General features: G+C 52.2%; 23 protein-coding genes. 8 read left to right on the forward strand and 15 right to left on the reverse strand.

Features of this window, described 5'->3' with window-relative positions; genetic code table 11:
* Positions 1-22 precede the first annotated feature (22 nt).
* The 3 genes from LG384_RS19945 to nanQ are packed head-to-tail and all read left to right on the forward strand — an operon-like array spanning position 23 to position 2048.
* Entirely contained in the window at positions 23-712 is a 690-nt protein-coding gene (locus tag LG384_RS19945; RefSeq protein ID WP_225761412.1) for an N-acetylmannosamine-6-phosphate 2-epimerase, read from the forward strand.
* On the forward strand, positions 709-1578 hold the full coding sequence (locus LG384_RS19950) for an N-acetylmannosamine kinase (RefSeq protein ID WP_225761601.1): 870 nt from the start codon (positions 709-711) through the stop codon (positions 1576-1578). The genes LG384_RS19945 and LG384_RS19950 overlap by 4 nt, the downstream gene beginning before the upstream one ends.
* Positions 1579-1580: 2 nt before the next feature.
* Entirely contained in the window at positions 1581-2048 is a 468-nt protein-coding gene (gene nanQ, locus LG384_RS19955; RefSeq protein WP_200041787.1) for an N-acetylneuraminate anomerase, read from the forward strand.
* Between the two features lie 64 nt (positions 2049-2112).
* Here nanQ and LG384_RS19960 read toward each other — a convergent pair whose 3' ends face one another.
* The 4 genes from LG384_RS19960 to gltB form a co-directional block, all read right to left on the reverse strand.
* Positions 2113-3393: a cytosine deaminase gene (locus tag LG384_RS19960; RefSeq protein WP_045448111.1), complete on the reverse strand. Its 1281-nt coding sequence runs from the start codon at positions 3391-3393 to the stop codon at positions 2113-2115.
* Positions 3383-4633: a cytosine permease gene (codB, locus tag LG384_RS19965; RefSeq protein WP_045448109.1), complete on the reverse strand. Its 1251-nt coding sequence runs from the start codon at positions 4631-4633 to the stop codon at positions 3383-3385. The genes LG384_RS19960 and codB overlap by 11 nt, the downstream gene beginning before the upstream one ends.
* Before the next feature lie 250 nt (positions 4634-4883).
* Positions 4884-6302 (reverse strand): glutamate synthase subunit GltD, encoded by a 1419-nt coding sequence (gene gltD / locus LG384_RS19970; RefSeq protein ID WP_048220478.1) that lies wholly within the window; start codon positions 6300-6302, stop codon positions 4884-4886.
* Between the two features lie 12 nt (positions 6303-6314).
* The gene (gene gltB, locus LG384_RS19975) at positions 6315-10775 is read right to left on the reverse strand and encodes a glutamate synthase large subunit (RefSeq protein WP_144243087.1); all 4461 of its coding nucleotides are present in this window, start codon (positions 10773-10775) and stop codon (positions 6315-6317) included.
* A 684-nt stretch (positions 10776-11459) separates the two neighbouring features.
* On the opposite strand from gltB, the gene LG384_RS19980 reads away from it, so the two are divergent.
* The 4 genes from LG384_RS19980 (at position 11460) to mtgA (ending at position 16419) form a co-directional block, all read left to right on the forward strand.
* Positions 11460-12389, forward strand: coding sequence for a TIGR01212 family radical SAM protein (locus LG384_RS19980; RefSeq protein WP_225761413.1), 930 nt, complete (start codon positions 11460-11462; stop codon positions 12387-12389).
* A 94-nt stretch (positions 12390-12483) separates the two neighbouring features.
* Entirely contained in the window at positions 12484-14820 is a 2337-nt protein-coding gene (arcB, locus tag LG384_RS19985) for an aerobic respiration two-component sensor histidine kinase ArcB (RefSeq protein WP_225761414.1), read from the forward strand.
* Positions 14821-15049: 229 nt separating this feature from the next.
* Positions 15050-15703 carry an isoprenoid biosynthesis glyoxalase ElbB gene (gene elbB, locus LG384_RS19990; RefSeq protein WP_045448101.1) on the forward strand — a complete coding sequence of 218 codons (654 nt, stop codon included), beginning with the start codon at positions 15050-15052 and terminating at the stop codon, positions 15701-15703.
* Positions 15700-16419, forward strand: a complete 720-nt coding sequence (gene mtgA, locus LG384_RS19995) for a monofunctional biosynthetic peptidoglycan transglycosylase (protein WP_200010084.1) — start codon at positions 15700-15702, stop codon at positions 16417-16419. The genes elbB and mtgA overlap by 4 nt, the downstream gene beginning before the upstream one ends.
* Before the next feature lie 47 nt (positions 16420-16466).
* On the opposite strand, the gene npr is transcribed toward mtgA, so the two are convergent.
* From npr to LG384_RS20050, 11 genes are all read right to left on the reverse strand, one after another.
* The gene (npr, locus tag LG384_RS20000) at positions 16467-16739 is read right to left on the reverse strand and encodes a PTS phosphocarrier protein NPr (protein WP_045448095.1); all 273 of its coding nucleotides are present in this window, start codon (positions 16737-16739) and stop codon (positions 16467-16469) included.
* A complete protein-coding gene (rapZ, locus tag LG384_RS20005) occupies positions 16736-17590 on the reverse strand; it encodes an RNase adapter RapZ (protein WP_003025085.1) in 855 nt (284 codons plus the stop codon). Before rapZ ends, npr begins: the two co-directional genes overlap by 4 nt.
* A gap of 45 nt (positions 17591-17635) precedes the next feature.
* On the reverse strand, positions 17636-18127 hold the full coding sequence (ptsN, locus tag LG384_RS20010; RefSeq protein WP_045448092.1) for a PTS IIA-like nitrogen regulatory protein PtsN: 492 nt from the start codon (positions 18125-18127) through the stop codon (positions 17636-17638).
* An 83-nt stretch (positions 18128-18210) separates the two neighbouring features.
* A complete protein-coding gene (gene hpf / locus LG384_RS20015; protein ID WP_005121327.1) occupies positions 18211-18498 on the reverse strand; it encodes a ribosome hibernation promoting factor in 288 nt (95 codons plus the stop codon).
* A 22-nt stretch (positions 18499-18520) separates the two neighbouring features.
* Positions 18521-19954, reverse strand: coding sequence for an RNA polymerase factor sigma-54 (gene rpoN, locus LG384_RS20020; RefSeq protein ID WP_045448089.1), 1434 nt, complete (start codon positions 19952-19954; stop codon positions 18521-18523).
* Positions 19955-20000: 46 nt separating this feature from the next.
* Entirely contained in the window at positions 20001-20726 is a 726-nt protein-coding gene (lptB, locus tag LG384_RS20025) for an LPS export ABC transporter ATP-binding protein (protein WP_040234138.1), read from the reverse strand.
* A 6-nt stretch (positions 20727-20732) separates the two neighbouring features.
* Positions 20733-21287 carry a lipopolysaccharide ABC transporter substrate-binding protein LptA gene (lptA, locus tag LG384_RS20030; RefSeq protein WP_045448086.1) on the reverse strand — a complete coding sequence of 185 codons (555 nt, stop codon included), beginning with the start codon at positions 21285-21287 and terminating at the stop codon, positions 20733-20735.
* Positions 21256-21831, reverse strand: coding sequence for an LPS export ABC transporter periplasmic protein LptC (lptC, locus tag LG384_RS20035; protein ID WP_045448083.1), 576 nt, complete (start codon positions 21829-21831; stop codon positions 21256-21258). Before lptC ends, lptA begins: the two co-directional genes overlap by 32 nt.
* Positions 21828-22394: a 3-deoxy-manno-octulosonate-8-phosphatase KdsC gene (kdsC, locus tag LG384_RS20040; RefSeq protein ID WP_045448081.1), complete on the reverse strand. Its 567-nt coding sequence runs from the start codon at positions 22392-22394 to the stop codon at positions 21828-21830. The genes lptC and kdsC overlap by 4 nt, the downstream gene beginning before the upstream one ends.
* A 19-nt stretch (positions 22395-22413) precedes the next feature.
* On the reverse strand, positions 22414-23400 hold the full coding sequence (kdsD, locus tag LG384_RS20045) for an arabinose-5-phosphate isomerase KdsD (protein ID WP_045448079.1): 987 nt from the start codon (positions 23398-23400) through the stop codon (positions 22414-22416).
* A 13-nt stretch (positions 23401-23413) separates the two neighbouring features.
* Positions 23414-24391 carry a calcium/sodium antiporter gene (locus LG384_RS20050; RefSeq protein ID WP_045448076.1) on the reverse strand — a complete coding sequence of 326 codons (978 nt, stop codon included), beginning with the start codon at positions 24389-24391 and terminating at the stop codon, positions 23414-23416.
* A 214-nt stretch (positions 24392-24605) separates the two neighbouring features.
* Between LG384_RS20050 and mlaF the strand changes: the two genes are divergently transcribed.
* Positions 24606-25418, forward strand: a complete 813-nt coding sequence (gene mlaF / locus LG384_RS20055) for a phospholipid ABC transporter ATP-binding protein MlaF (protein WP_045448073.1) — start codon at positions 24606-24608, stop codon at positions 25416-25418.
* Positions 25419-25421 lie beyond the last annotated feature (3 nt).

Genomic DNA, 25421 nt, shown 5'->3' on the forward strand with positions numbered 1-25421 from the left:
CAATTTTCGTAAGGGAAGAAGTATGTCGTTACTTGAACAACTGGATAAAAAAATTGCCGCTAACGGCGGACTGATTGTTTCTTGCCAACCTGTTCCTGACAGCCCGCTGGATAAACCTGAGATCGTTGCTGCCATGGCGCTGGCGGCAGAGCAGGCCGGCGCAGTGGCACTGCGTATCGAAGGTGTGGAGAACCTGCGTGCTACTCGCGCAGTGGTTTCGCTGCCGATTATTGGCATTCTTAAACGCGATCTGGATGATTCCCCGGTACGTATTACCGCTTTTTTAGAGGATGTTGATGCGCTGGTGCTGGCTGGCGCGGACATTATTGCCATTGATGGTACCGATCGTGTGCGGCCTGTACCTGTTGCAACGCTGCTGGCACGCATCCATCAGCATCAAAGGCTGGCGATGACAGACTGCTCCTCGCTGGAAGATGGTCTGGCATGCCAAAAACTCGGGGCTGAAATTATCGGTACCACGCTTTCTGGTTATACAACGGCAGAAACACCGGAAGAACCAGACCTGGCACTGGTGAAAGCGTTGAGTGATTCTGGTTGCCGGGTGATTGCTGAAGGGCGTTACAACTCTCCTGCACAGGCTGCTGAAGCGGTGCAACATGGTGCATGGGCCGTCACGGTCGGCTCTGCCATTACCCGACTGGAACACATTTGCCAGTGGTACATCACAGCAATGAAGAAGGCGATGTTATGACTACGCTGGCGATTGATATCGGCGGCACTAAACTGGCTGCCGCGCTGGTGGATAGCGACCTGCAAATCCGCGATCGCCGTGAATTACCTACGCCAGCCAGTAAAACACCGGATGCGCTGCGGGCCGCACTAAAAGCGCTGGTTGAGCCGCTGCAGACGCAGGCAACGCACGTAGCCATTGCCTCGACTGGCATTATCCGTGATGGGGTACTGCTGGCGATTAATCCGTTAAATCTTGGTGGGCTGGTGCACTTTCCACTGGTGCAGACGTTAAATGATCTGACTGGTTTGCCGACGATGGCGGTTAATGATGCACAGGCAGCTGCGTGGGCGGAATATCGCGCTCTTGCTGATGAAATAAGTGATATGGCGTTTATCACCGTTTCGACTGGCGTTGGTGGCGGTGTAGTCAGCAACGGTAAATTACTTACCGGGTCCGGTGGCCTGGCCGGGCACCTGGGGCATACGCTGGCCGATCCGCACGGGCCGCTCTGCGGTTGTGGGCGCGTGGGCTGCGTGGAGGCTATTGCCTCAGGTCGCGGGATTGCCGCCGCCGCTCGGGATGATCTCGCCGGATGTGATGCGAAAACTATTTTTGCGCGTGCAGCCCAGAGGCATGAGCAGGCCATGCGGTTGTTTGCGCATTCTGCAGCGGTTGTCGCGCGATTGATAGCCGATGTGAAAGCGACAACTGACTGCCAGTGCGTGGTCATTGGCGGCAGTGTCGGGCTGGCTGAAGGGTATCTGGCGCTGGTGGAGTCTTATCTGGCACAAGCTCCCCTGGCCTATCACGTGAAATTACAGGCGGCACATTACCGCCATGACGCTGGATTACTGGGGGCTGCATTGTTGGCCCAGGGAGAATGATTATGATGTCAGGTGATTTGCGTACGCTACCTTCTGCCGGATTACACCCGGTATTACATGAGGCATTAATGCTGGCCGTTGCGGCAATACCGCAGGAAAAAGCGCCCGGAAGCTATGAGCTGCAGGGTGATGATATTTTTATGAATGTCATGCAGTTCGTCACGCAGCATCCAGAACAAAAGAAAGCGGAGCTGCATCAGCAATACATTGATATCCAGGTGTTGCTGGAGGGTAAAGAGCGCATTCTGTTTGGTACGACAGATTCTGCTCGTCAGTGTGAGGCGATTCATGTTGAAGAGGATTATCAACTTTGCAGCCAGATTATCGATGAGCAAATGATCACGTTGAAACCCGGGATGTTTGCGATTTTTATGCCGGGCGAGCCTCATAAACCGGGCTGCGCGGTCGAGACTCCTGCGGAAATCAAAAAGGTCGTGATTAAGGTACGTGCCAGCTTATTACATGTTTGACAGGAAACAGTTGTATATGGGGGGCCGCAGTCTGAGCGCCTGCGGCAATATTTGAAACAACAACCTACCGTTTAAACGTTACCGCTTCCGGCTGTGTCAGATGTAACGTTGTCTGGCTTGGTTTCGTCTCGGCAATGACTCGCCCGTGGCGAATTGAATAACGTGCCGGCGTTTGGCGACGAACCGCATCAAACCCGTTTTCAGCAGGTAAAATCACCAGGTTAGCGGAATTTCCCACGCTCAGGCCGTAGTCCTGCAAATGCAGGGTTTTCGCGCTATGGGTAGTGACGAGGTTCAGCCCATCATTAATTTGTCCGTATCCCATCAACTGGCACACGTGTAATCCCATATGCAGCACTTGCAGCATATTCGCGGTTCCCAACGGATACCACGGATCGAAGACGTCATCATGACCAAAGCAGACATTGATATCCGCCTCCAGCATCTCTTTAACGCGCGTTACACCACGGCGCTTCGGATAAGTATCAAAACGCCCTTGCAGGTGAATATTCACCAGCGGATTAGCAACGAAGTTAATGCCCGACATTTTCAGCAGGCGGAAAAGGCGAGAAGCATACGCGCCGTTATAGGAGTGCATTGCCGTGGTATGGCTGGCGGTCACGCGTTCTCCCATTCCGTCGCGATGTGCCAGTGCCGCTACGGTTTCAACAAAGCGTGATTGCTCGTCATCAATTTCGTCACAGTGCACATCGATGAGTCGGTCGTACTTTTGCGCCAGGGCGAAAATTTTATGCAACGACTCAACGCCATATTCACGCGTAAACTCAAAGTGGGGGATCGCGCCAATGACGTCGGCCCCCAGACGCACGGCTTCTTCTAACAGCGCTTCACCGTTGGGGTAAGAAAGGATGCCTTCCTGCGGGAACGCAACGATTTGCAGTTCCACCCATGGCGCGACCTCTTGTTTCACCTCCAGCATGGCTTTCAGTGCCGTGAGCGTGGGGTCTGAAACATCAACGTGAGTACGAACATACTGGATGCCATTGGCCATCTGCCACTTCAGGGTCTGCATTGCGCGGGTCTTCACATCTTCGTGAGTGAGCATCGCCTTACGTTCAGCCCAGCGCTCAATACCCTCAAACAACGTACCCGACAGGTTCCAGTTTGGTTCACCTGCGGTTTGCGTGGTGTCCAGATGGATATGCGGCTCAACGAACGGCGGAATGGCCAAACCGCCTTCAGCATCAAGAACTTCACTCTGCGGTAAAGATGCAGCGTCCTGAGGTTCAATACGGCTAAAACGCCCGTTTTCAATGGTGAGTTGCCACAATCCTTCGCGTCCTTGTAAACGCGCCTGACGAATGGTGAGGGTATTATTCTGCATGGCTGACCTCCGGGGATTTAGCAAGGCTGCGATTGAAAAGTGGATTCAGCAGGATGTAGCTGAATACGCCGCCGAGTACGGCGTTGACCGGCACAACGCCGGGGATATAGTGTCCGGCGGCAATGCCCAGTGCAACGGACAGAATAGCCACCCAGTTTACGGGAATAAACCGCGCGTTGTTGAAATCGGCATACCGGCGATGGTTCAACAGATAATCGGCGATAATCACCCCACCAATAGGGGGGATCGCCGCCGACAGAAAGGTCAGCCAGCCGACAAAGTTATTGTAAAGCCACAGCGCGCACAGTGTACCAATAATGCCGTTTACTACCGAAAGCGTACGGCTGGAAAGACCGGTAATATTGGCAAAACCTAAACCGGATGCGTATAACGCGTTGTCATTAGTCGTCCAGATATTCAGGCCGAGAACCACAATTGCTGGCAGCAGCAGCCCCTGGGCGATCATCACGTCAGAGATATCCGCCTGCCCTACGGCGGCGGCGCCTGCTGCACCGAAGATAAACATTAATGAGTTGCCAAGGAAGAATGCCACCATGGCAATGAGCACCGCGCCTTTGGCATTACGACCAAAGCGGACGAAGTCGGCGGTCAGTGTACCTGCGCTGACAAACGAGCCTACCACCAGCGCCAGTGCGGTTGAAAAATTCAGCGGCGTTTGCGGCACAATCGTTTTTAAATGATCCAAACCACCTACGTCGCTCACCGCCAGCCAGACCGAGTAGCTGCCAAGAATAACGATAGCGGGTACGGCGATGACAGATAACACCGTCAATGCCGAGATGCCAAAAAAGATGGTCATTGTCATCAACAGGCCGGAAACGGCAATCAGGATATTGACGTCAATTCCCGTCGCTTTGCCAACCGGGATGGCGAACATTGCCACGCCAACGCCAAACCAGCCCACCTGCGTACCGCCCAGTAGCATCGAGGGAAGCCAGGAACCTTTTATACCAAATGAGTAACGTGCGAGGAGGTGGGTGGATAACCCTGTTTTTGCGCCAATGTAACCGAGAAATGCAGTGTAAATACCGAGGAGGAGATTACCGAAGAGAACTGCCAGGAAGAAATCATTATAGGAAAGACCGGTACCGAGTGTGCCTCCGGTCCACATACTTGCTGAAAAGAACGTTAACCCCAACATCACAAACGTCAGTGGAACCACGCCTTTTCGCGCCGCCAGAGGGACGGGGCCCTGGCTATAATTGTTATCTTGCGACACAACGCCTCCTTGAATTTGGACCAAAAAATCCGCCGCATAATATACAGTTTCCAGAGTAAAGCAAACGTTTCCGTCTAATTATTACTTTGTTTTCATTCGCGGTATTGATGTGTTGGGGGATTGATTCGGAGAGTTTTTCCCGTTGAAAATCGTGTTGTCATGCTGGCTTACATGACAGTGCTTGATGGTATTGCGGCAGGAATTTGGTATCTCATCCACGGATGTAGATGAGATACCAGAAGAAGCTGGATTACACTTCCAGGTAATTCATAATCCCGTCAGCAGCTTTACGGCCTTCGGCTATCGCCGTTACCACCAAATCCGAACCGCGCACGATGTCACCACCGGCGAAGATTTTTGGGTTGCTGGTCTGGAAGGCGTTGTCACTGCGTTCCGGAGCAATAATACGCCCCTGCGAATCGAGTTCGACGCTGTGTTTAGCCAGCCACTCCATGCTGTGCGGGCGGAAACCAAACGCCATAACAACCGCATCAGCAGGAACAACGTGCTCGGAACCCGCGACGATCTCCGCGCGACGGCGACCTTTGGCATCCGGTGCGCCCATCTCAGTACGCGCCATTTTTACGCCGCAGACTTTACCGTTGGCGTTGACTTCAACACCTAATGGCTGGACGTTGAACTGGAATTCCACGCCCTCTTCACGCGCATTTTTCACTTCGCGTTTAGAACCCGGCATGTTTTCTTCGTCGCGACGATAGGCGCAGACAACGTGTGACGCGTTTTGACGAACAGAAGTACGCACACAGTCCATCGCCGTATCACCACCGCCCAGCACAACCACGCGTTTGCCTTCCATGCTGATGTATGGTTCGTCGCTGCTTTCGCCAAAGCCCATCAGTTGCTTGGTATTGGCAATCAGGAACGGCAGGGCGTCAAACACGCCATCGGCGTCTTCGTTTTCCAGTCCGCCGCGCATCGACTGATAGGTGCCTACGCCAAGGAACACGGCGTCGTAATCCTTCAGCAAATCGTCGAGTTGTACGTCGCGACCGACTTCAACGTTGAGTTTGAACTCTATGCCCATGCCGGTGAAAATTTCACGGCGGCGGGTCATGACCTCTTTCTCCAGCTTGAAGGCCGGAATACCGAAGGTTAGCAGGCCGCCGATCTCTGGATGGCGGTCAAACACCACGGCCTTCACGCCGTTACGGGTCAGCACGTCAGCACAGGCCAGACCAGCCGGACCGGCGCCGATAATCGCCACGCGTTTGTCGGTCTGGCGAACGCCAGTCATATCCGGACGCCAGCCCATCTCAAACGCTTTATCGTTGATATAACGTTCAATGTTGCCGATAGTTACCGCGCCAAACTCGTCGTTCAGCGTACAGGAACCCTCACACAAACGGTCCTGTGGGCAGACACGGCCGCAGACTTCCGGCAGCGTGTTAGTCTGGTGAGACAGCTCCGCGGCTTCAAAAATACGTCCCTCGTTGGCGAGCTTCAGCCAGTTCGGAATGTAGTTATGTACCGGGCATTTCCATTCGCAGTATGGGTTACCGCAGGACAGGCAGCGATCCGCCTGCGCCTTGGCCTGACCTTCGGAAAATGGCTCGTAAATTTCGATAAACTCGATCTTGCGGATCTTCAGCGGTTTCTTCGGCGGATCAACGCGCTGCAGGTCGATAAATTGGTATACGTTCTGACTCATTGCTGCTACCCCTTACTGCGCCTGCACACGCAGCTCAGCTGCGCTACGACTACGGTGACCCAACAGTGCTTTCACATCACTGGATTTTGGTTTAACCAGCGCGAATTTCGCCGAGAATGCCGGCCAGTTGGCCAGGATCTCTTCGCCGTGTGAAGAACCGGTATGCTGTACGTGTTCGGTAATAAGCCCGCGCAGATGCTCTTCATGGATAGCCAGAGAGTCCACACTCAACACTTCGACCAGTTCAGGGTTTACGCGTTTGCGGAATTCGCCGTCTTCGTCCAGCACGTAGGCGAACCCGCCCGTCATACCCGCACCGAAGTTGACGCCTGTTTTCCCAAGAATACAGACGATGCCGCCGGTCATATATTCGCAACCGTTGTCACCAATGCCTTCTACTACGGTAATCGCGCCTGAGTTACGTACGGCGAATCGTTCACCTGCTCGACCCGCGGCGAATAAACGACCACCGGTAGCACCGTACAGACAGGTGTTGCCGATGATACTTGCTTCATGGCTACGGAAGGCAGAACCCACCGGTGGGCGCACAGCCAGCAAGCCACCCGCCATACCTTTACCGACATAGTCATTGGCATCGCCGGTCAGATACAACTCAACGCCACCTGCGTTCCATACACCGAAGCTTTGTCCTGCAGTACCGCTGAAATGCGCTTTGATAGGATCGGAGGCCAGCCCCTGATCGCCGTGCGTTTGTGCGATATAGCCAGACAATGATGCGCCGACAGAACGATCGGTGTTGCGGATATCGAACCAGAAAGTTTTACTCTGGCGATCATCGACAAACGGTTTCGCCTGCTGCAGTAATTGTGCGTTCAGCACGCCGTTATCAAACGGCGGGTTGTTCTCGGTGCAGAACAGCGCTTTACCCGGATGCGGCTCGGCGGTTTCCAGCAGCCGGGACAGCTCCAGTTTCTGCTGTTTGGCGGTGTATCCTTCCAGCTCGGTGAGCAGATCGGTACGGCCAATCAGGTCTACCAGGCGTTTCACGCCCAGTTGCGCCATCAGCTCTCGGGTTTCACGGGCAACAAATTCAAAGTAGTTGGTGACTTTGAACGGCAGACCATGATAGTGATTCTTACGCAGTTTTTCGTCCTGAGTCGCCACGCCAGTTGCGCAGTTGTTCAGGTGGCAAATACGCAGATATTTACAGCCCAGCGCCACCATCGGACCGGTACCGAAGCCGAAGCTTTCCGCTCCCAGAATTGCCGCTTTGATGATATCGACGCCAGTTTTCAGTCCGCCATCAACCTGCAAACGAATCTTATGGCGCAGACCGTTAGCCACCAGTGCCTGTTGGGTTTCAACCAGACCCAGTTCCCACGGACAACCCGCATATTTTACTGACGAGAGTGGGCTGGCTCCGGTGCCGCCGTCATAGCCTGCGATGGTGATGAGATCCGCATACGCTTTTGCCACACCGGTAGCGATGGTGCCGACGCCAGGTTCGGAAACCAGTTTGACGGAGATCATCGCTTTCGGGTTGACCTGTTTCAGGTCGAAAATCAGCTGCGCTAAGTCCTCGATTGAGTAGATATCGTGGTGCGGCGGCGGGGAGATCAACGTCACGCCCGGTACCGAATAACGCAGTTTGGCGATGTACGGAGTCACTTTATCACCCGGCAACTGACCACCTTCACCCGGCTTCGCGCCCTGTGCGACTTTAATCTGAATCACATCGGCGTTAACCAGATACGCCGGGGTAACTCCGAAGCGGCCGGAAGCGACCTGCTTAATGCGTGACACCTTGTTGGTGCCGTAACGCGCCGGATCTTCACCGCCTTCACCGGAGTTAGAGTTGCCGCCGATGCTGTTCATTGCTTCGGCCAACGCTTCGTGCGCTTCCGGACTTAATGCGCCGATAGACATCGCTGCGGTATCAAAGCGTTTAAACAGTTCTGTTGCTGGTTCTACGTCGTTAATGCTTATGGCTTCATCACCAGGCGTGATTGCCAGCAGGTCGCGCAGCGTCGCCGCCGGGCGCTCATTTACCAGTTTTGCATATTCCTGATAGTCGCTATATTCCCCGCTTTGTACCGCCTGTTGCAGAGTACGTACCACGTCTGGGTTGTAAGCGTGGTATTCACCGCCGTGAACGTACTTCAGCAGGCCGCCCTGACTAATCGGTTTACGTGCCAGCCAGGCATGCTTGGAGAGATTCAGCAGATCCTGCTGGAAATCGGCAAATCCAGCACCGCTGATGCGACTGACTACGCCCTGGAAGCAGAGCGCAACGACGTCATCATGCAGACCAACGGCTTCAAACAGCTTAGAGCAGCGGTAAGAGGCGATCGTCGAAATGCCCATTTTGGACATGATTTTGTACAGGCCTTTGTTGATGCCGTTACGGTAGTTCTGCATCACGGTCCGGTAATCTTTGGCTATCGCCTGTGTATCGATCAGGCGCCCCAGCGTCTCATACGCGAGGTATGGATAGACCGCCGTCGCGCCAAAGCCCAACAGGACTGCAAAGTGGTGCGGATCGCGTACGCTGGCAGTTTCAACGATGATGTTGGCGTCACAGCGCAGGCTTTGTTCTACCAGACGCGTTTGCACTGCGCCGACCGCCATCGGTGCCGGGACTGGCAAGCGGTTTTTGGCAATGTTACGGTCGGAAAGTACCAGCAGCACCGTGCCGTTACGCACCATCTGCTCGGCCTTGTCGCACAGTGCTTTGACGGTCTCTTCAAGCGTGGTTTCGGTCACGTCAAAGGTTATGTCCAGCGTATCCGCGCGATAGTGTTCCTCTTTCATAGTGGTGAGCTGTTTGAAATCGGAGTACAGCAGGATCGGCGATTTGAAACTCAGACGGTGTGCCTGGCCTTCCGCTTCGCAGAAGACGTTCATCTCACGACCGATGCTGGTGGCCAGTGACATCACATGCGCTTCACGCAGCGGATCGATAGGCGGGTTAGTCACCTGCGCAAACTGCTGGCGGAAGTAGTCATAAATAATGCGTGGCTGACTGGAGAGTACAGCAAACGGGGTATCGTCACCCATTGAGCCAACCGCTTCCTGACCATTTTCACCCAGCACGCGGATGACGGAATCCAGCTCTTCAGCGCTGTAATTAAACTGCTTCTGGTAGCTGGCAAGGGTGTCATCGTCCAGTTCGCGGCTACCGACCTGATCGTCAGCCAGATCTTCAAACGGTACCAGACGGCGGACATTTTTCTCCATCCACTCTTTGTACGGGTGGCGGCTTTTCAGATCGTCATCGGTTTCGGCTGAGTGCAGAATGCGCCCACTGCGGGTATCGATAACCATTAGTTCGCCCGGACCGACGCGGCCTTTCTCGACAACTTCATCCGGCTGATAGTCCCAAATCCCCACTTCAGAGGCGCAGGTGATGAGCTTGTCTTTGGTGATCACGTAGCGTGCCGGGCGCAGGCCGTTACGGTCCAGGTTACATGCGGCAAAGCGGCCGTCAGACATAACAATACCTGCCGGACCATCCCATGGCTCCATGTGCATGGAGTTAAAGTCAAAGAATGCGCGCAGTTCCGGGTCCATGTCAGGGTTGTTCTGCCAGGCTGGTGGCACCAGCAGGCGCATGGCCCGGATAATGTCCATGCCGCCTGCCAGAAGCAGCTCCAGCATGTTATCCATTGAGCTGGAGTCGGAGCCGGTTTCGTTGACGAAAGGAGCGGCATCATGGAGATCAGGGATCAGCGGCGTCTGAAATTTATAGGTACGTGCGCGGGCCCACTGACGGTTACCGGTGATGGTGTTGATCTCACCGTTGTGCGCCAGGTAGCGGAACGGTTGTGCCAGCGGCCAGCGTGGTACGGTGTTGGTGGAGAAGCGCTGATGGAACAGACAGATAGCTGATTCCAGACGCAGGTCCGCCAGGTCCAGGTAAAAGCGCGGCAGATCCGCCGGCATACACAGACCTTTGTAGATGTTGACCAGGTTAGACAAGCTGCAGACGTAGAAGTCTTTATCTTCCTGGAGGCGTTTTTCGATACGGCGACGCGCGATGAACAGGCGGCGTTCCATATCACGTGGTCGCCAGCCCGCAGGGGCGTTAACAAAAATTTGCTCAATTCGAGGCAGGGAGGAGAGGGCGATTTCACCGAGGACACCTTCGTTGGTGGGCACTTCGCGCCAACCAACAATCGACAAGGTTTCCTGCTGTAATTCTTCTTCAACAATGCGACGAGATGCAGCCGCCAGTTCAGCGTCTTTATTTAAAAAGATCATGCCGACGGCGTAGTTTTTGGCTAAACGCCAGCCGCGCTCCTGAGCAACGATGCGAAAAAAGCGGTCAGGTTTTTGTAACAGCAGGCCGCAACCATCGCCGGTTTTACCATCGGCAAGAATTGCGCCACGGTGCTGCATACGGGCCAGCGCGTGTATGGCGGTACGCACTACCTTGTGGCTAGGTTCGCCTTCTATGTGGGCGATCAGGCCGAAACCACAGTTATCCTTCTCAAGGGATTTATCGTACAACATATCAGTGAACCTCCCCAGGCTCTGCGAGATCCCCATCTGAACCGTTGCGCACGGGCACACCAAGAGCATGGCGACGGGGTTTGCGTGTCATACGCTTACCTCGCATTCGCCCTCTTTATCCTTTTCGCACAGGTCAAACAAGTTTGAGGACTTGCTTCAGAGGGAATCTCAATTACTGCATAAATATGATGAGCAGACTGCTCATCCAGAAAGCTTCCAGCGGATTTCCAAGTTATCGGGAATCCACACACAGGTCAAATGGCAATCTTATTTATACAAAAATGTGCTATAGGAAGATTAACTTTATGAATATATTGAAATTAAAGGCGTTTTTACATTGATTTAACGTGTGTGGAATGGATGGTGAAGTGTGATCTGTCTCACTGTCAGAAAGGCCTGTTATCCCTCGTCCTCCCTTTGTTTATCGTGATGACTGGCATTTTATGCTGGATTTTAGAGTTTTGGCGTCTTAAAGATACTGTTTTTATACAAGAGCTAAAAGAACATAAAAAAAATAGCGGGATATAAGGAAAAATAATTACATTTGGATTGAATGAAATTTCGGTTATTTTGATTTGTTATGCAATAAATAAAGGCACGCCAGGGCGATTGATCCAGGTCATCGCCAACGGGGGCTAAAAATGGCAGGCTTTGGCCTCTTTTCAAGGCGCGGTCTATCAGATTATGCAGTTACAGAAATTAGTCAATATGTTTGGTGGGGATCTTTCTCGTCGTTATGGGCAAAAAGTTCATAAACTCACGCTGCACGGTGGGTTTAGCTGCCCAAATCGCGATGGTACCATCGGACGCGGTGGATGTACTTTCTGTAATGTGGCCTCTTTTGCCGATGAGGCCCAACAGCATCATTCCATTGCCGAACAGCTTGAACATCAGGCGCACCTGGTGAATCGCGCTAAGCGCTATCTGGCCTATTTCCAGGCCTATACCAGCACCTTTGCGGAAGTGCAGGTGCTGCGTTCTATGTATCAGCAGGCGGTCAGTCAGGCCAATATTGTTGGTCTGTGCGTTGGGACGCGCCCCGATTGTGTTCCGGAAGCGGTGCTTGATCTGCTTTGCGAATATAAAGATCAGGGATATGAGGTGTGGCTGGAGCTGGGGTTGCAAACTGCGCATGATAAAACCCTGCACCGCATCAATCGTGGACATGATTTTTCCTGCTATCAGCGAACCACTCAGTTAGCGCGTGAACGTGGGTTGAAAGTGTGTTCGCACCTTATTGTCGGTCTGCCGGGAGAAGGGCAAATGGAATGTCTGCAAACGCTGGAACGCGTGGTGGATACCGGAGTCGATGGAATTAAGCTGCATCCCCTGCATATCGTGAAGGGCAGCATTATGGCGAAAGCCTGGGAGGCCGGGCGCCTGAGCGGTATTGAGCTGGGTGATTACACAGTGACGGCGGGAGAGATGATTCGCCACACTCCGCCAGAGGTTATCTATCACCGAATTTCTGCCAGCGCCCGTCGCCCGACGTTATTAGCCCCATTATGGTGTGAAAATCGCTGGACCGGGATGGTCGAACTGGATAAGTACCTTAACGAATATGGCGTACAGGGGTCAGCTCTGGGACGGCCCTGGAACCCGCCGGCAGTGTAGCGCGATGAGGGAAACTACGCATTTTTGGCACAATCTTAAACGTCGCGCTGAGAATTGAGTATTATTGTGCCAAGTTGTCGTGAAGGAACCCTCTATGAAGCAAATTCGTATGCTGGCGCAATATTATGTCGACCTGATGATGAAGTTAGGTCTGGTGCGCTTTTCGCTGCTATTGGCGCTGGCTTTGGTCGTGTTGGCAATTGTGGTGCAGATGGCTGTCACCATGGTGCTGCATGGTCAGGTAGAAAGTATTGATGTTATCCGTTCAATCTTTTTTGGTCTGTTAATTACCCCGTGGGCCGTCTATTTCCTGTCAGTGGTAGTGGAACAACTGGAGGAGTCCCGACAGCGCCTGTCACGACTGGTACAGAAGCTGGAAGAGATGCGTGAGCGCGATCTCAAGCTTAATGTACAACTGAAGGACAATATTGCTCAGCTCAATCAGCAGATCGTAGAACGTGAAAAGGCAGAAGCGGAGCGCCAGGAAACGTTTGAGCAGCTTAAGGTGGAAATTAAAGAGCGCGAAGAAGCGCAGATCCAGCTTGAACAACAGTCCTCTTTTCTGCGTTCTTTCCTCGATGCGTCGCCGGATCTGGTTTTTTATCGCAATGAGGATAAAGAATTTTCCGGCTGTAACCGTGCGATGGAATTGCTGACCGGCAAGAGTGAAAAGCAACTGGTAAATTTAAAACCGGCTGACGTTTATTCCCCTGAGGCGGCAGAGAAGGTTATCGAAACTGATGAGAAAGTGTTCCGCCATAATGTTTCGCTCACTTATGAACAATGGCTGGATTATCCGGACGGACGTAAAGCCTGCTTTGAAATTCGTAAAGTGCCTTATTACGACCGAGTTGGTAAGCGACATGGTCTGATGGGCTTTGGGCGCGATATTACCGAGCGTAAGCGTTATCAGGACGCACTTGAGCGTGCCAGTCGCGATAAGACCACCTTCATTTCGACTATCAGCCACGAGCTGCGAACACCACTGAACGGCATTGTCGGCTTAAGCCGGATCCTGCTGGATACGGATCTGACCGCCGAGCAGGAAAAATACCTCAAAACCATCCATGTTTCCGCCGTCACGTTGGGTAATATTTTCAACGATATTATCGACATGGATAAGATGGAACGGCGTAAAGTCCAACTGGATAACCAGCCGATTGATTTCACCAGCTTTATGGCGGATCTGGAAAACCTGTCAGGCCTTCAGGCGCAACAAAAAGGGCTACGCTTTGTCCTGGAACCGACGTTGCCTCTGCCGCATAAGGTCATCACAGACGGGACGCGTTTACGCCAGATCCTGTGGAACCTGATCAGTAATGCCGTGAAATTCACCCAGCAAGGACAGGTCACCGTTCGGGCGCGTTATGACGAAGGAAGTATTCTGCATTTTGAAGTTGAAGATTCCGGGATCGGTATTCCGCAGGATGAGCAGGATAAGATCTTCGCCATGTATTATCAGGTGAAAGACAGCAACGGTGGTAAACCGGCAACAGGTACCGGGATTGGTCTCGCGGTATCCCGCCGTCTGGCTAAGAATATGGGGGGGGATATCACGGTCTCCAGCCAGCCAGGAAAAGGTTCAGTCTTTACGCTAACCGTTCATGCGCCTGCCGTAGCGGAAGAGATTGAAGACGCCTTTGAAGAGGATGATATGCCGTTGCCAGCTCTGAATGTGTTGCTGGTAGAGGATATTGAACTGAATGTGATTGTTGCGCGTTCAGTGCTGGAAAAACTAGGCAACAGCGTGGATGTCGCGATGACCGGGAAAGCTGCGCTGGAAATGTTCAAGCCGGGGGAATACGACCTGGTACTGCTGGATATTCAGTTGCCGGATATGACGGGGCTGGATATCTCCAGAGAGCTTACCCAAAAATACGCGCGTGAAGCCCTGCCGCCGCTGGTGGCGCTTACTGCCAACGTACTGAAGGATAAGAAAGAATATCTTGATGCGGGAATGGATGACGTGCTGAGTAAGCCATTATCGGTTCCGGCGTTAACCGCCATGATCAAAAAATACTGGGATACCCGAAACAAAGAGGAGAGCACTGTGACATCTGAAGAAAGCAGTAAATCGCAAGCGCTGTTAGATATTCCCATGTTGGAACAATACCTCGAGCTGGTGGGACCGAAGTTGATTACCGATGGGCTGGCGGTGTTTGAGAAGATGATGCCGGGATATTTGAGCGTCCTGGAGTCCAATCTGACTGCGCGTGATAAAAAAGGCGTTGTTGAAGAAGGCCACAAAATTAAAGGTGCTGCGGGATCGGTTGGCCTGCGACATCTGCAGCAACTGGGACAGCAAATTCAATCCCCAGACCTTCCTGCCTGGGAAGATAACGTGGCTGAATGGATTGAAGAGATGAAGCAAGAGTGGCAACACGACGTGGCGGTATTAAGAGCCTGGGTAGCGAGCGTGGAAAAAAAATGACCCCGGCTTAACCGGGGTGCGCGAATACTGCGCCAACACCAGGGAAATCGTGGCTGCGCCGTAAATTATTATCATTGTTTACAAGGGCGCAGCCCTAAATTTCAGGCCGCACGCAGTTAAGATAGCAAATCTTAAATAATTTGTTACATGAATCAGTTAAATGTGTGAAGCGTAGCATTTTAATAAGAATTATTAATATGCTTCAGTCAGTTGCGAAAGGAGTATCTCGATGAAAAAAGTTGGCGTTGTGCTCAGTGGATGTGGTGTATATGACGGTTCAGAGATCCATGAAGCCGTGCTAACCCTTCTGGCGATTGCTCGCAGCGGTGCTCAGGCTATCTGTTTTGCACCGGATAAACAGCAGGTGGATGTCATTAATCATCTGACGGGTGAGCCGATGCAGGAAGCACGCAACGTCCTGATTGAAGCAGCACGTATTGCGCGGGGTGATATCCGTCCTCTGGCCCAGGCTGTTTCTGCTGAACTTGATGCGCTGATTGTTCCTGGTGGGTTTGGCGCGGCGAAGAATCTGAGTAATTTTGCCAGCCAGGGCAGCGAATGTCGGGTTGATAGCGATTTGGCCGCGCTGGCGGTCGCTATGCATCAGTCAGGAAAACCGCTGGGGTTTATGTGTATTGCTCCGGCGATGCTGCCAAAAATCTTTGATTTCCCACTGCGTCTGACAATTGGCACCGATATTGACACCGCGGAAGTGCTGGAAGATATGGGGGGCGAACATGTGCCTTGTCCGGTTGATGATATCGTGGTCGATGAAGACAACAAAATCGTCACTACACCGGCTTATATGCTGGCGCAGGATATAGCCCAGGCCGCAAGCGGTATCGATAAGCTGGTGGCGCGCGTGCTGGTACTGGCTGAATGAGAAAAGGGGTCGCCGTCTTTTTGCGGCGTATTTTTCTGCGGGTGGTTGTTGTCCTCGCCGTTTTTTGGGGCGGCGGCATCGCGCTATTTAGCGTGGTGCCGGTGCCTTTCTCGGCAGTGATGGTCGAGCGGCAGCTTGGAGCATGGTTACAGGGACATTTCAGCTATGTGGCGCATTCAGACTGGGTCAGCATGGACGAGATATCGCCACTGATGGGGCTGGCGGTGATTGCAGCCGAGGACCAAAAATTTCCCGAACACTGGGGATTTGATGTCTCCGCCATAGAGAAAGCGCTGGAGCACAACGAACGTAACGAAAAGCGTATTCGCGGCGCGTCGACGTTGTCGCAGCAGACGGCAAAAAATCTTTTTCTGTGGGATGGGCGTAGCTGGGTGCGTAAAGGTCTGGAGGCTGGTCTGACGCTGGGTATGGAAACAGTCTGGAGCAAGAAACGTATTCTGACCGTCTATCTGAATATTGCTGAGTTTGGCGATGGTGTATTTGGCGTGGAAGCGGCGGCGCAGCGGTATTTCCATAAGCCCGCCAGCCGGTTGAGTCTGTCAGAAGCGGCATTACTGGCGGCGGTATTGCCAAATCCTCTGCGTTTTAAGGCGAATGCACCTTCAGGCTATGTTCGTAGCCGTCAGGCGTGGATCATGCGTCAAATGCGCCAGCTTGGCGGTGAGTCGTTTATGCGGGAAAATAAGCTGTATTAATCGGTGGTGTCGGATGGTGGTGTAAACGCCTTATCCGACCTTCCGGACTACTCTTCGTCAAACCCTGAATTAAACAACGCAATAACCGCTGCAAGGGCTTCAACTTCCTGTGGGCCAGAGGCTTCAATCTCTATCTGACGGCCTTTGGCGGAATCCAGCATTAGCAATGCGATAACGCTGTTTGCTTCGGCTTCCGTTCCTTCATCATTACGTAGCAGTACTTCTGCTTCAAAACCCTGCATTAATTCAAACAGTTTCATTGCGGGCCGGGCATGCATGCCCAGCTTATTCGTGATTTCAACAGTTTGCTTCACGGTCATGATTTACGTTTTTCCAGCGTACGATGGCGTGACTGTACGTTTTTACCGCGTGAGCGGAAGTAGTCTGCCAGTTGCTCTGCAATATACACCGAACGGTGCTTCCCGCCGGTACAGCCGATGGCTACGGTGAGGTAGCTGCGGTTGTTCGTCTCCAGCATGGGTAACCATAGCTCAAGATAGCTGCGAGTCTGGTAGATAAAATTGTGTACTTCTGTGTGTCGATCGAGGAAGGCGGCGACAGGCCTGTCAAGACCGGTCATCGGACGTAGTTTTGGATCCCAGTGTGGGTTAGGCAGGAATCGTACGTCAAAGACGTAATCCGCATCTATTGGGATACCGTGTTTGAAACCAAAGGACTCGAATACCATCGTCAGTTCACGTTCACGTTTACCCAACAGTCGGGTACGTAACATTTCCGCCAGTTCGTGCACGGACATTTCCGAGGTATCAACGATCAAGTCTGCGCGGGAACGCAGTGGTTCCAGTAAATCACTTTCTTTATCAATCGCGCTTTCCAGAGATAAGTTTTTGCTGGAGAGCGGGTGCAGACGTCGCGTATCGCTGTAGCGGCGAATCAGCGTGTTACGGTCAGCATCAAGGAACAACAGCTGCGGTGAGAAGCCCTCTGGCAGGTTATTCATCGCCTGTTCGAAAATCTCTGGTGACTCAGGCATGTTACGCACATCAATGCTGACAGCCGCAGAAATTTGGCGATCGGCAAGCGTTCTAGCCAGATCGGGCAACAACACGACGGGGAGGTTATCCACGCAGTAAAAACCCATATCTTCCAGCGCTCGCAGGGCGACAGATTTTCCCGACCCTGAGCGACCGCTGACGATCATCAGTACCATGTACTGTTTCTCCTCACAACGACAGAAAAAGATGCCATTGGGTTATTATGCCTCATCCTGTTCACCTTCGGTGTCCGTGATGATTTGATACAACTCCTGGTCGCTTTGTGCGGCGCGCAGGCGACGACAGATGGTTTTATCTGCCAGGCGTTTTGCAACCAGTGACAGCGTATGCAAATGCGTTTTGGTTTGATCGGCAGGGACCAGCAGAGCGAAAAGCAGATCAACAGGCTGATTATCAATGGCGTCGAAAGCGATGGGGGTTTCGAGTTGAACAAACACGCCGACCGCACGTAACGTATCTTCTTCCAGCTTACCGTGCGGAATTGCAATACCATTGCCGATGCCGGTACTGCCCATTTTCTCACGCGTCAGAATGGCTTCAAACACCACCTGAGGAGGCAAGCTGAGCTGCTTTGCCGCCAGTTCGCTAATGATTTCCAGTGCGCGTTTCTTACTTTGGCAGTGAACGGCCGCGCGTGTACATTCCTGGTTAAGAACATTGCTCAGTTGTAGAGTCGTATCGTTATTTGTCATAATTTCACCTAAGCGCTAACTGTACAAATGGCCTGTTGTGCTTCACAACAGGCCGTCCTGCACCCGCTAACTGCCCGGACAAGTTAGTGCTGTTTCAGTTTATCTTTATGTTTTGTTAGCTGCCGAGCCAGTTTATCAATTAAACCGTCAATGGCGGCGTACATATCCTGACCTTCCGCGCTGGCATGAATTTCGCCACCGTTCACATGCAGTGTTGCATCCGAGATGTGTGTAACCTTCTCCACTTTCAACACAATATAAACCTGATTAATCCTGTCGAAATATTGCTCAAGTTTGGCGAACTTTGTGGTAACAAAGTCGCGCAGGGCTTCAGTAATTTCGACGTTATTTCCAGTGATGTTGAGCTGCATAGTGTCTTCCTTATCGGTTGGGTCAGACCAGTTGTTTGCGCTGGTTAGACGGCGGAATGGATAAAGACTCTCGGTACTTCGCAACGGTGCGGCGCGCCACCATGATACCCTGTTCTGACAGCATAGAGGTTAACTTGCTGTCACTCAGCGGTTTCGCAGGGTTCTCCGCAGCAATTAATTTCTTCACCAGCGCGCGTATCGCTGTAGAAGAGGCTTCGCCTCCACCTTCAGTATTTACGTGACTGGAGAAGAAATACTTCAATTCAAAAATGCCGCGCGGACTGTGCAGGTATTTTTGCGTGGTCACTCGGGAAATGGTCGATTCGTGCATCTCGACGGCCTGGGCGATATCCGCCAGCACCATCGGTTTCATAAACTCTTCGCCTTGTTCAAAGAAGGCTTGCTGTTGCTCAACAATACAGCGACTGACGCGCAACAGTGTGTCATTACGGCTTTCCAGACTTTTTATCAGCCACTTCGCATCCTGCAGATTACTACGGATAAACTGGCTGTCTGCATCGTTACGCGCACCGTTGCACATGGCGGCGTAGTGCTGGTTGATTTGTAAGCGCGGAATGCTGTCGCTGTTCAGTTCGACGACCCAGCGATCGTTATGCTTACGTACCAGCACATCCGGGATCACGTATTCCGGTTCACCCGTCTGGATCGACTGTCCGGGTCTTGGGTCGAGCGACTGGATAAGATTTACAGCCTCTTTCAGTACATCTTCTTTCAGTCGGGTCACGCGCATCAGCGTGCGGAAGTCGTGATTGGCGAGCAGATCAAGATGATCGCTGATGATCAGGCGAGTTTCTTCCAGCCATGGTGTGGCTTTGTCAAACTGCGAAAGTTGGATCAGTAAGCAGTCACGGAGATCTTTTGCCGCAACACCAACAGGATCAAAACGTTGAACGCGTTTAAGCACGGCCTCGATTTCATCCATACCGATGTCATCATCGCCCATGCTTTCGAGAATTTCGTCCAGAGAAACCGTGAGATACCCTGTATCATCCACCGCGTCTACAATTGACGTCGCAATGGCGCGATCGGTATCCGAAAATGGAGTCAGCTCCACTTGCCACATTAGATAATCTTGTAGCGATTGCGTGGTTTCACCCTGATACACCGGCAGTTCGTCGTCAATGTAATCCCCGCTGGCCCCAGACGGCGTACCCGCGGTGTAAATTTCATCCCAACTGGTGTCTAGCGGTAGCTCTTCCGGCATTTCTTTTTGCTCGAGTGCATCTGCAGTATCGAGAGATTCGCTGTCCTGTTTTTCCTGGGTATCAATTTCGTCGTGAAGATCGGTTTGCTCGAGCAGTGGGTTACTTTCCAGCGCTTGCTGAAGTTCTTGCTGAAGTTCCAGCGTGGACAGCTGCAACAGACGGATAGCCTGTTGAAGCTGAGGCGTCATCGCCAGTTGTTGGCTAAGCCTGAGTTGCAAACCTTGCTTCATGTTCAGAGTTGTTTTCTCCCGCGGTAACGTGAAGTCTTCTACCCTATCAGAGTCTGAAGTCTTCCCCAAGGTATACGCGCTTAACGTGTTCGTCTTGCAGTATTTCGGTAGGCGTACCGTGTGCGATCAGATGCCCCTGGCTCACAATGTAGGCTCGCTCACAGACCGCCAGCGTTTCGCGAACGTTATGGTCGGTAATCAGCACGCCCAGTCCGCTATCTCGCAGGTGTTCAATGATGCGTTTGATATCAATAACGGAAATCGGGTCAACGCCGGCAAAGGGTTCATCCAGCAGGATAAATTTCGGATTTGCAGCCAGCGCACGGGCGATTTCCACACGGCGCCGTTCACCGCCGGACAGCGATTGCCCCAGGCTGTCGCGCAGATGTTCGATATGGAATTCTTCCATCAGTTCGTTGGCGCGATCTTCACGTTGTTCACTGGAAAGATCGTCACGAATTTGCAGCACTGCCATCAGGTTATCAAATACGCTCAGGCGACGAAAAATAGAGGCTTCCTGCGGTAAGTAGCCGATGCCGCGACGTGCGCGCGCATGCAGCGGCAGCAGGCTGATGTCTTCATCATCAATGATGATGTTGCCAGCATCGCGCGGCACAATGCCGACAACCATGTAAAAGGTCGTTGTTTTACCCGCACCGTTAGGGCCGAGCAGACCAACGATCTCCCCGGAGTTGACGGTCAAACTGACATCTTCCACTACGCGGCGGCCTTTGTAGGCTTTTGCAAGATTCTTTGCAGTTAATGTTGCCATAACGAATCAGTTACCTTTTTTCTCTGCCGGAGCCTTGGTTTTGCCTTTATCCTGCAGTTGTGACGGCACCAGTACAGTGGTGACGCGTTTGCCTTTATCACTGAAGGCCTGCATTTTCTGCTCTTTAACCAGATAGGTTATTTTGTCGCCGGAGATATTGCTGTCTACCTGCTCCAGATAAGCTTTGCCAGTCAGCACGACGAAATCTTTTGCCAGTTCATAGTGCATTTGTGACGCGTGGCCGTTAACGGGTTTACCGTTATCCTGCATCTGGTAAAACGTTGCCGGGTTACCATAACCATCGATCACTTCTTTACCGTCTTCACCGCCGGGACGGGTCACGACGACTTTATCGGCATTAATTTTGATGGTGCCTTGGGTCACGACCACATTACCGGTAAACGTCACCACGTTGCCCTGCATATCCAGGGACTGTTGATCCGATTCAATGTGGATCGGTTGCTCGGTATCGCCGGTTACGGCAAATGCCGGAATGCTGGCGGCCAGAAGTGAGCTGGCAAGCACAAGGTTAAGGCTGAGTTTGTTTGTTTTGAATTTCATATGAGGTTCTAACCTTTTCAATCAGCTCGGCGTTCTTGCTGCGTAAGTTGCCGCGCATCTTCAGTCCGCTGGAGTTAAATGTTGTTCCGTACAACGTAACCAGATCATCCGAAGTAACATCTTGCGTCACCAGGTTAATCTGCGCGTTATCGGTAGTAATTCTGCGTAGTTGAGAGTCAGGAACCAGCGCGTTGACTTCAACGTGGCCATACAGATAGAGCATACGATCATTGGTTAATTTGGCTTTATCGGCCTTGATTGACCAGGTCGGTACTTTATCCTTATCAAATGTGGTTAATACTGGTTGAGTAAACCACGAAACAGCCTGATCTGAATAATATTCAACGTGTTGAGCGATCAAGCGATAGCTTAGTGCTCCTTCCGGGCTATATACAACGGTATCGGTATGTTCGCTCTTATAGGTTGGCTCATTGCTATTCACCACTACTTCAGTGGTGTCGTCTTTGTCTGCCAGGTTAATACCAATCAGCACAAGGATAGCCAGCGACAGTAGAATGATAACCCAACGTCTGGTTTTGCTCATATCGATTGCCCTTTGGCCTCATCCAGTTTGCCCTGCGCCAGGAGTAATAAATCGCAGACTTCACGTACAGCGCCGCGCCCCCCGTCGATGTGGGTGACATAGTCGGCACGCGGGATCAGCAAAGGATGTGCATCCGCTACCGCTACGCTTAATCCCACTTTTTCCATCACCGGCCAGTCGATCAGATCGTCGCCAACGTACGCTACATTTTCAGGTGCAATCGCCAGTTTCTTGAGTAGGTCGTCAAAGGCGACCAGTTTGTCAGATTGCCCCTGGTAGAGATGAGCGATCCCCAGAGTGGCACAACGATCTTCTACAAGTTTAGCCTTTCGTCCGGTAATAATGGCAACCTCAATACCTGAAGTGAGCGCACAACGAATTCCGTAGCCATCACGAACGTTAAATGCTTTCAGCTCTTCGCCATTGTTGCCCATATAAATCAGACCGTCAGACAGAACGCCATCCACGTCAAGGATGAGCAGACGAATATTTTCTGCCCTGGTGATGACTTCAGTGCTGACGGGTCCATAACAGGTCGCAAGCGACGCACCTGCTTTACTCATTTCTTTTATCCTTGAATTTCTACACTACGCCTGCACGCAGCAGATCATGCATATGTAACACACCGAGTAACTGGTCGCCATCAGCAACCATTACCGAAGTGATATGGCGGGACTGCATTAAGTTCAGGGCATCAACGGCAAGAATGCCTGGACGCACACGAATGCCTCCAGGTGTCATGACATCAGCAATGCCTAACTGGCGTACATCGACACCCATATCAAAAACACGGCGTAAGTCGCCATCCGTGAAGATGCCGTCAATCTTCATTTTGTCATCGCAGATGACGGTCATACCGAGATTCTTACGAGTGATCTCAAGTAGGGCATCACGCAGGCTGGCGCGCTTGTTCACATGCGGGATCTCGTCGCCCGTATGCATAATATCGTTAACGCGTAATAAAAGCTTACGACCCAATGCGCCACCCGGGTGAGATAACGCAAAATCTTCTGCGGTAAAGCCGCGAGCTTTTAATAATGCAACAGCAAGTGCATCACCCATCACCAGCGTCGCGGTTGTACTACTGGTCGGTGCCAGACCTAACGGGCAGGCCTCCTTAGGCACTTTAACACATAGATGCACATCTGCTGCACGTGCCATGCTGCTTTCAGGACGACCGGTCATGCAGATAAGCGGCACGTGAAGGCGTTTTAGAACCGGGATTAACGCTGCAATCTCATTTGATTCGCCAGAGTTAGAAATGGCGATCACGACGTCTTGCGGCGATACCATACCCAGATCGCCATGCGCGGCTTCGCCAGGATGTACGAAAAATGACGGGGTGCCAGTGCTGGCAAAAGTGGCGGCCATTTTCCGCCCGATATGCCCGGATTTTCCCATCCCCATGACCACAACTTTGCCCGGGCAACTGAATATTTTTTCACATGCGAGGGTAAAATTCTGGTTGATATACTGATCAAGCTCCGCCAGGCCTTCACGTTCAATTGCCAGGACTTCCTTACCTGCTTGCTGAAAGTCAAAACCCGGTTGCAACTCTAAGTGCGACATAATGCGTTTCCAGTTATCCAACGAGAAGTGGCGATAACCAATACAGCATCGCCAGCCATATGATAAAACCGCCAGTCAATAGCGCACCAGCGCCTCGACTTATCTGGCGCGGACGTCGCCAGCAGAGTAATGCAAAAATAACGCTCACCAGCAACATGACGCTATAATCACGGCTGAAGGCCATCGGATTGACCTCGCCCGGTGTGATCAGTGCGGGCAGTCCGAGGACGATTACAATATTAAAAATGTTCGCGCCGATGATATTGCCGACGGCGATATCGTTTTCACCCTTGCGCAGACCTGCGATTGCCGTTGCCAGTTCAGGCAGGCTGGTGCCAATGGCCACCACCGTCAAACCGATAGTGAGTTCGCTCATGGCAAAGTAATTCGCCAGCACAGTGGCGTTATCCACCACCATACGTGTTGCCATCGGCATAATAATCAGCGCAATACCCAACCATAAAAATGCGACGGGCAGTCCGCCTTCGCGAGGCAGCTCCGCCACTTGCTCCCGGGTAAGGCTGTCATTTCCTTGCCGCTCTGCCAGACGCGCGATTTTAACAATGAATAGCAGCCATAGCACGGCAAGAAGCAGCAGAAAAAAACCATCGCTGCGACTTAGTTGCCCGTCATACAGTACGGATGCAGCGAGTATGCTCACCAGCAACATTAGCGGTAATTCCCGACGCAGAACATCAGAATGCACGGTAAAAGGGTGAATCAGTGCTGACAGGCCTAAAATGAGAAGAATGTTGGTGATGTTGGAGCCGATAGCTGTACCGACGGCTAAGTCGAGCTGCCCATTCATCGATGCGGCAACGGAGACAATAATCTCAGGTAATGATGTACCAATGCTGACGACTGTCATCCCAATGATGATCGGGGGAATGCCAAACGTTCGGCATAAAATGGATGCGGCAAACACCATACGGTCGGCACCGTAGACCACCAGAAGTAAACCAATTATTAACAGCGCCGTCGCTAAAAGCATCTAAAGTCCTTTCTTCAGGTATACTCGCCGGTCCACTGAAGGATCTTCTGGAAGCCGTGACGAATTCTTAATTTTGACTTTATGCGGCTAAAAAGTAAAACAAATGCCAGCTTTCGCTAACCAGGGTGGGTAATAATCTGTAAATATGTTGGGTTCAGGGCTAAATTGAGCGCCAAACTCTTCGAACAACGAGGCAATAGTAAAGGATGAATCAATGGGTCAGTCTGTGGCGAATCTAGTCGATATGCGCGATGTCAGCTTTTCCCGAGGCGATCGCTGCATTTTTGATAATATTTCCCTGACGGTGCCGCGCGGAAAGGTAACGGCGATCATGGGGCCATCAGGCATCGGTAAAACAACGCTGTTGCGTTTGATTGGCGGACAGATCCCCCCGGATAACGGCGAGATACTTTTTGATGGCGAGAACGTCCCTGCTATGTCTCGTTCGCGTTTGTACACCGTGCGTAAGCGTATGAGCATGCTGTTTCAGTCAGGTGCGTTGTTTACCGACATGAATGTGTTTGATAACGTCGCCTATCCCCTGCGTGAGCATACAACGTTACCCGCGCCGTTGCTGAGAAGCACGGTGATGATGAAACTGGAGGCTGTCGGCCTGCGCGGTGCGGCAAAATTAATGCCTTCTGAATTATCTGGTGGGATGGCGCGGCGTGCGGCATTAGCACGCGCTATCGCGCTGGAGCCAGACCTCATCATGTTTGATGAACCGTTTGTCGGTCAGGATCCCATTACCATGGGCGTGTTGGTGAAGCTGATTTCAGAGCTGAACAGCGTACTGGGCGTTACCTGTGTAGTGGTGTCTCATGATGTGCCAGAGGTACTGAGTATTGCGGATTACGCCTATATTATGGCGGACAAAAAAATAGTGGCCTACGGTAGTGCTCAGGCACTACAAGAAAATGCCGATCCGCGGGTGCGCCAGTTCCTTGACGGTATTGCCGATGGGCCGGTTCCATTCCGCTACCCGGCGGGCGATTACCACACTGATTTACTCAAAACAGGGAGTTAAGCC

It is taken from the genome of Citrobacter sp. Marseille-Q3906 (assembly GCF_916618775.1).
Taxonomy (GTDB): Bacteria; Pseudomonadota; Gammaproteobacteria; order Enterobacterales; family Enterobacteriaceae; genus Citrobacter; species Citrobacter murliniae.

Coding starts and splice junctions, on each gene's coding strand:
- LG384_RS19945 (WP_225761412.1), top strand. CDS start 23: ATGTCGTTACTTGAACAACTGGATAAAAAAATTGCCGCTAACGGCGGA.
- LG384_RS19950 (WP_225761601.1), top strand. CDS start 709: ATGACTACGCTGGCGATTGATATCGGCGGCACTAAACTGGCTGCCGCG.
- nanQ (WP_200041787.1), top strand. CDS start 1,581: ATGATGTCAGGTGATTTGCGTACGCTACCTTCTGCCGGATTACACCCG.
- LG384_RS19960 (WP_045448111.1), bottom strand. CDS start 3,393: ATGCAGAATAATACCCTCACCATTCGTCAGGCGCGTTTACAAGGACGC.
- gltD (WP_048220478.1), bottom strand. CDS start 6,302: ATGAGTCAGAACGTATACCAATTTATCGACCTGCAGCGCGTTGATCCG.
- gltB (WP_144243087.1), bottom strand. CDS start 10,775: ATGTTGTACGATAAATCCCTTGAGAAGGATAACTGTGGTTTCGGCCTG.
- LG384_RS19980 (WP_225761413.1), top strand. CDS start 11,460: ATGCAGTTACAGAAATTAGTCAATATGTTTGGTGGGGATCTTTCTCGT.
- arcB (WP_225761414.1), top strand. CDS start 12,484: ATGAAGCAAATTCGTATGCTGGCGCAATATTATGTCGACCTGATGATG.
- elbB (WP_045448101.1), top strand. CDS start 15,050: ATGAAAAAAGTTGGCGTTGTGCTCAGTGGATGTGGTGTATATGACGGT.
- mtgA (WP_200010084.1), top strand. CDS start 15,700: ATGAGAAAAGGGGTCGCCGTCTTTTTGCGGCGTATTTTTCTGCGGGTG.
- npr (WP_045448095.1), bottom strand. CDS start 16,739: ATGACCGTGAAGCAAACTGTTGAAATCACGAATAAGCTGGGCATGCAT.
- rapZ (WP_003025085.1), bottom strand. CDS start 17,590: ATGGTACTGATGATCGTCAGCGGTCGCTCAGGGTCGGGAAAATCTGTC.
- ptsN (WP_045448092.1), bottom strand. CDS start 18,127: ATGACAAATAACGATACGACTCTACAACTGAGCAATGTTCTTAACCAG.
- hpf (WP_005121327.1), bottom strand. CDS start 18,498: ATGCAGCTCAACATCACTGGAAATAACGTCGAAATTACTGAAGCCCTG.
- rpoN (WP_045448089.1), bottom strand. CDS start 19,954: ATGAAGCAAGGTTTGCAACTCAGGCTTAGCCAACAACTGGCGATGACG.
- lptB (WP_040234138.1), bottom strand. CDS start 20,726: ATGGCAACATTAACTGCAAAGAATCTTGCAAAAGCCTACAAAGGCCGC.
- lptA (WP_045448086.1), bottom strand. CDS start 21,287: ATGAAATTCAAAACAAACAAACTCAGCCTTAACCTTGTGCTTGCCAGC.
- lptC (WP_045448083.1), bottom strand. CDS start 21,831: ATGAGCAAAACCAGACGTTGGGTTATCATTCTACTGTCGCTGGCTATC.
- kdsC (WP_045448081.1), bottom strand. CDS start 22,394: ATGAGTAAAGCAGGTGCGTCGCTTGCGACCTGTTATGGACCCGTCAGC.
- kdsD (WP_045448079.1), bottom strand. CDS start 23,400: ATGTCGCACTTAGAGTTGCAACCGGGTTTTGACTTTCAGCAAGCAGGT.
- LG384_RS20050 (WP_045448076.1), bottom strand. CDS start 24,391: ATGCTTTTAGCGACGGCGCTGTTAATAATTGGTTTACTTCTGGTGGTC.
- mlaF (WP_045448073.1), top strand. CDS start 24,606: ATGGGTCAGTCTGTGGCGAATCTAGTCGATATGCGCGATGTCAGCTTT.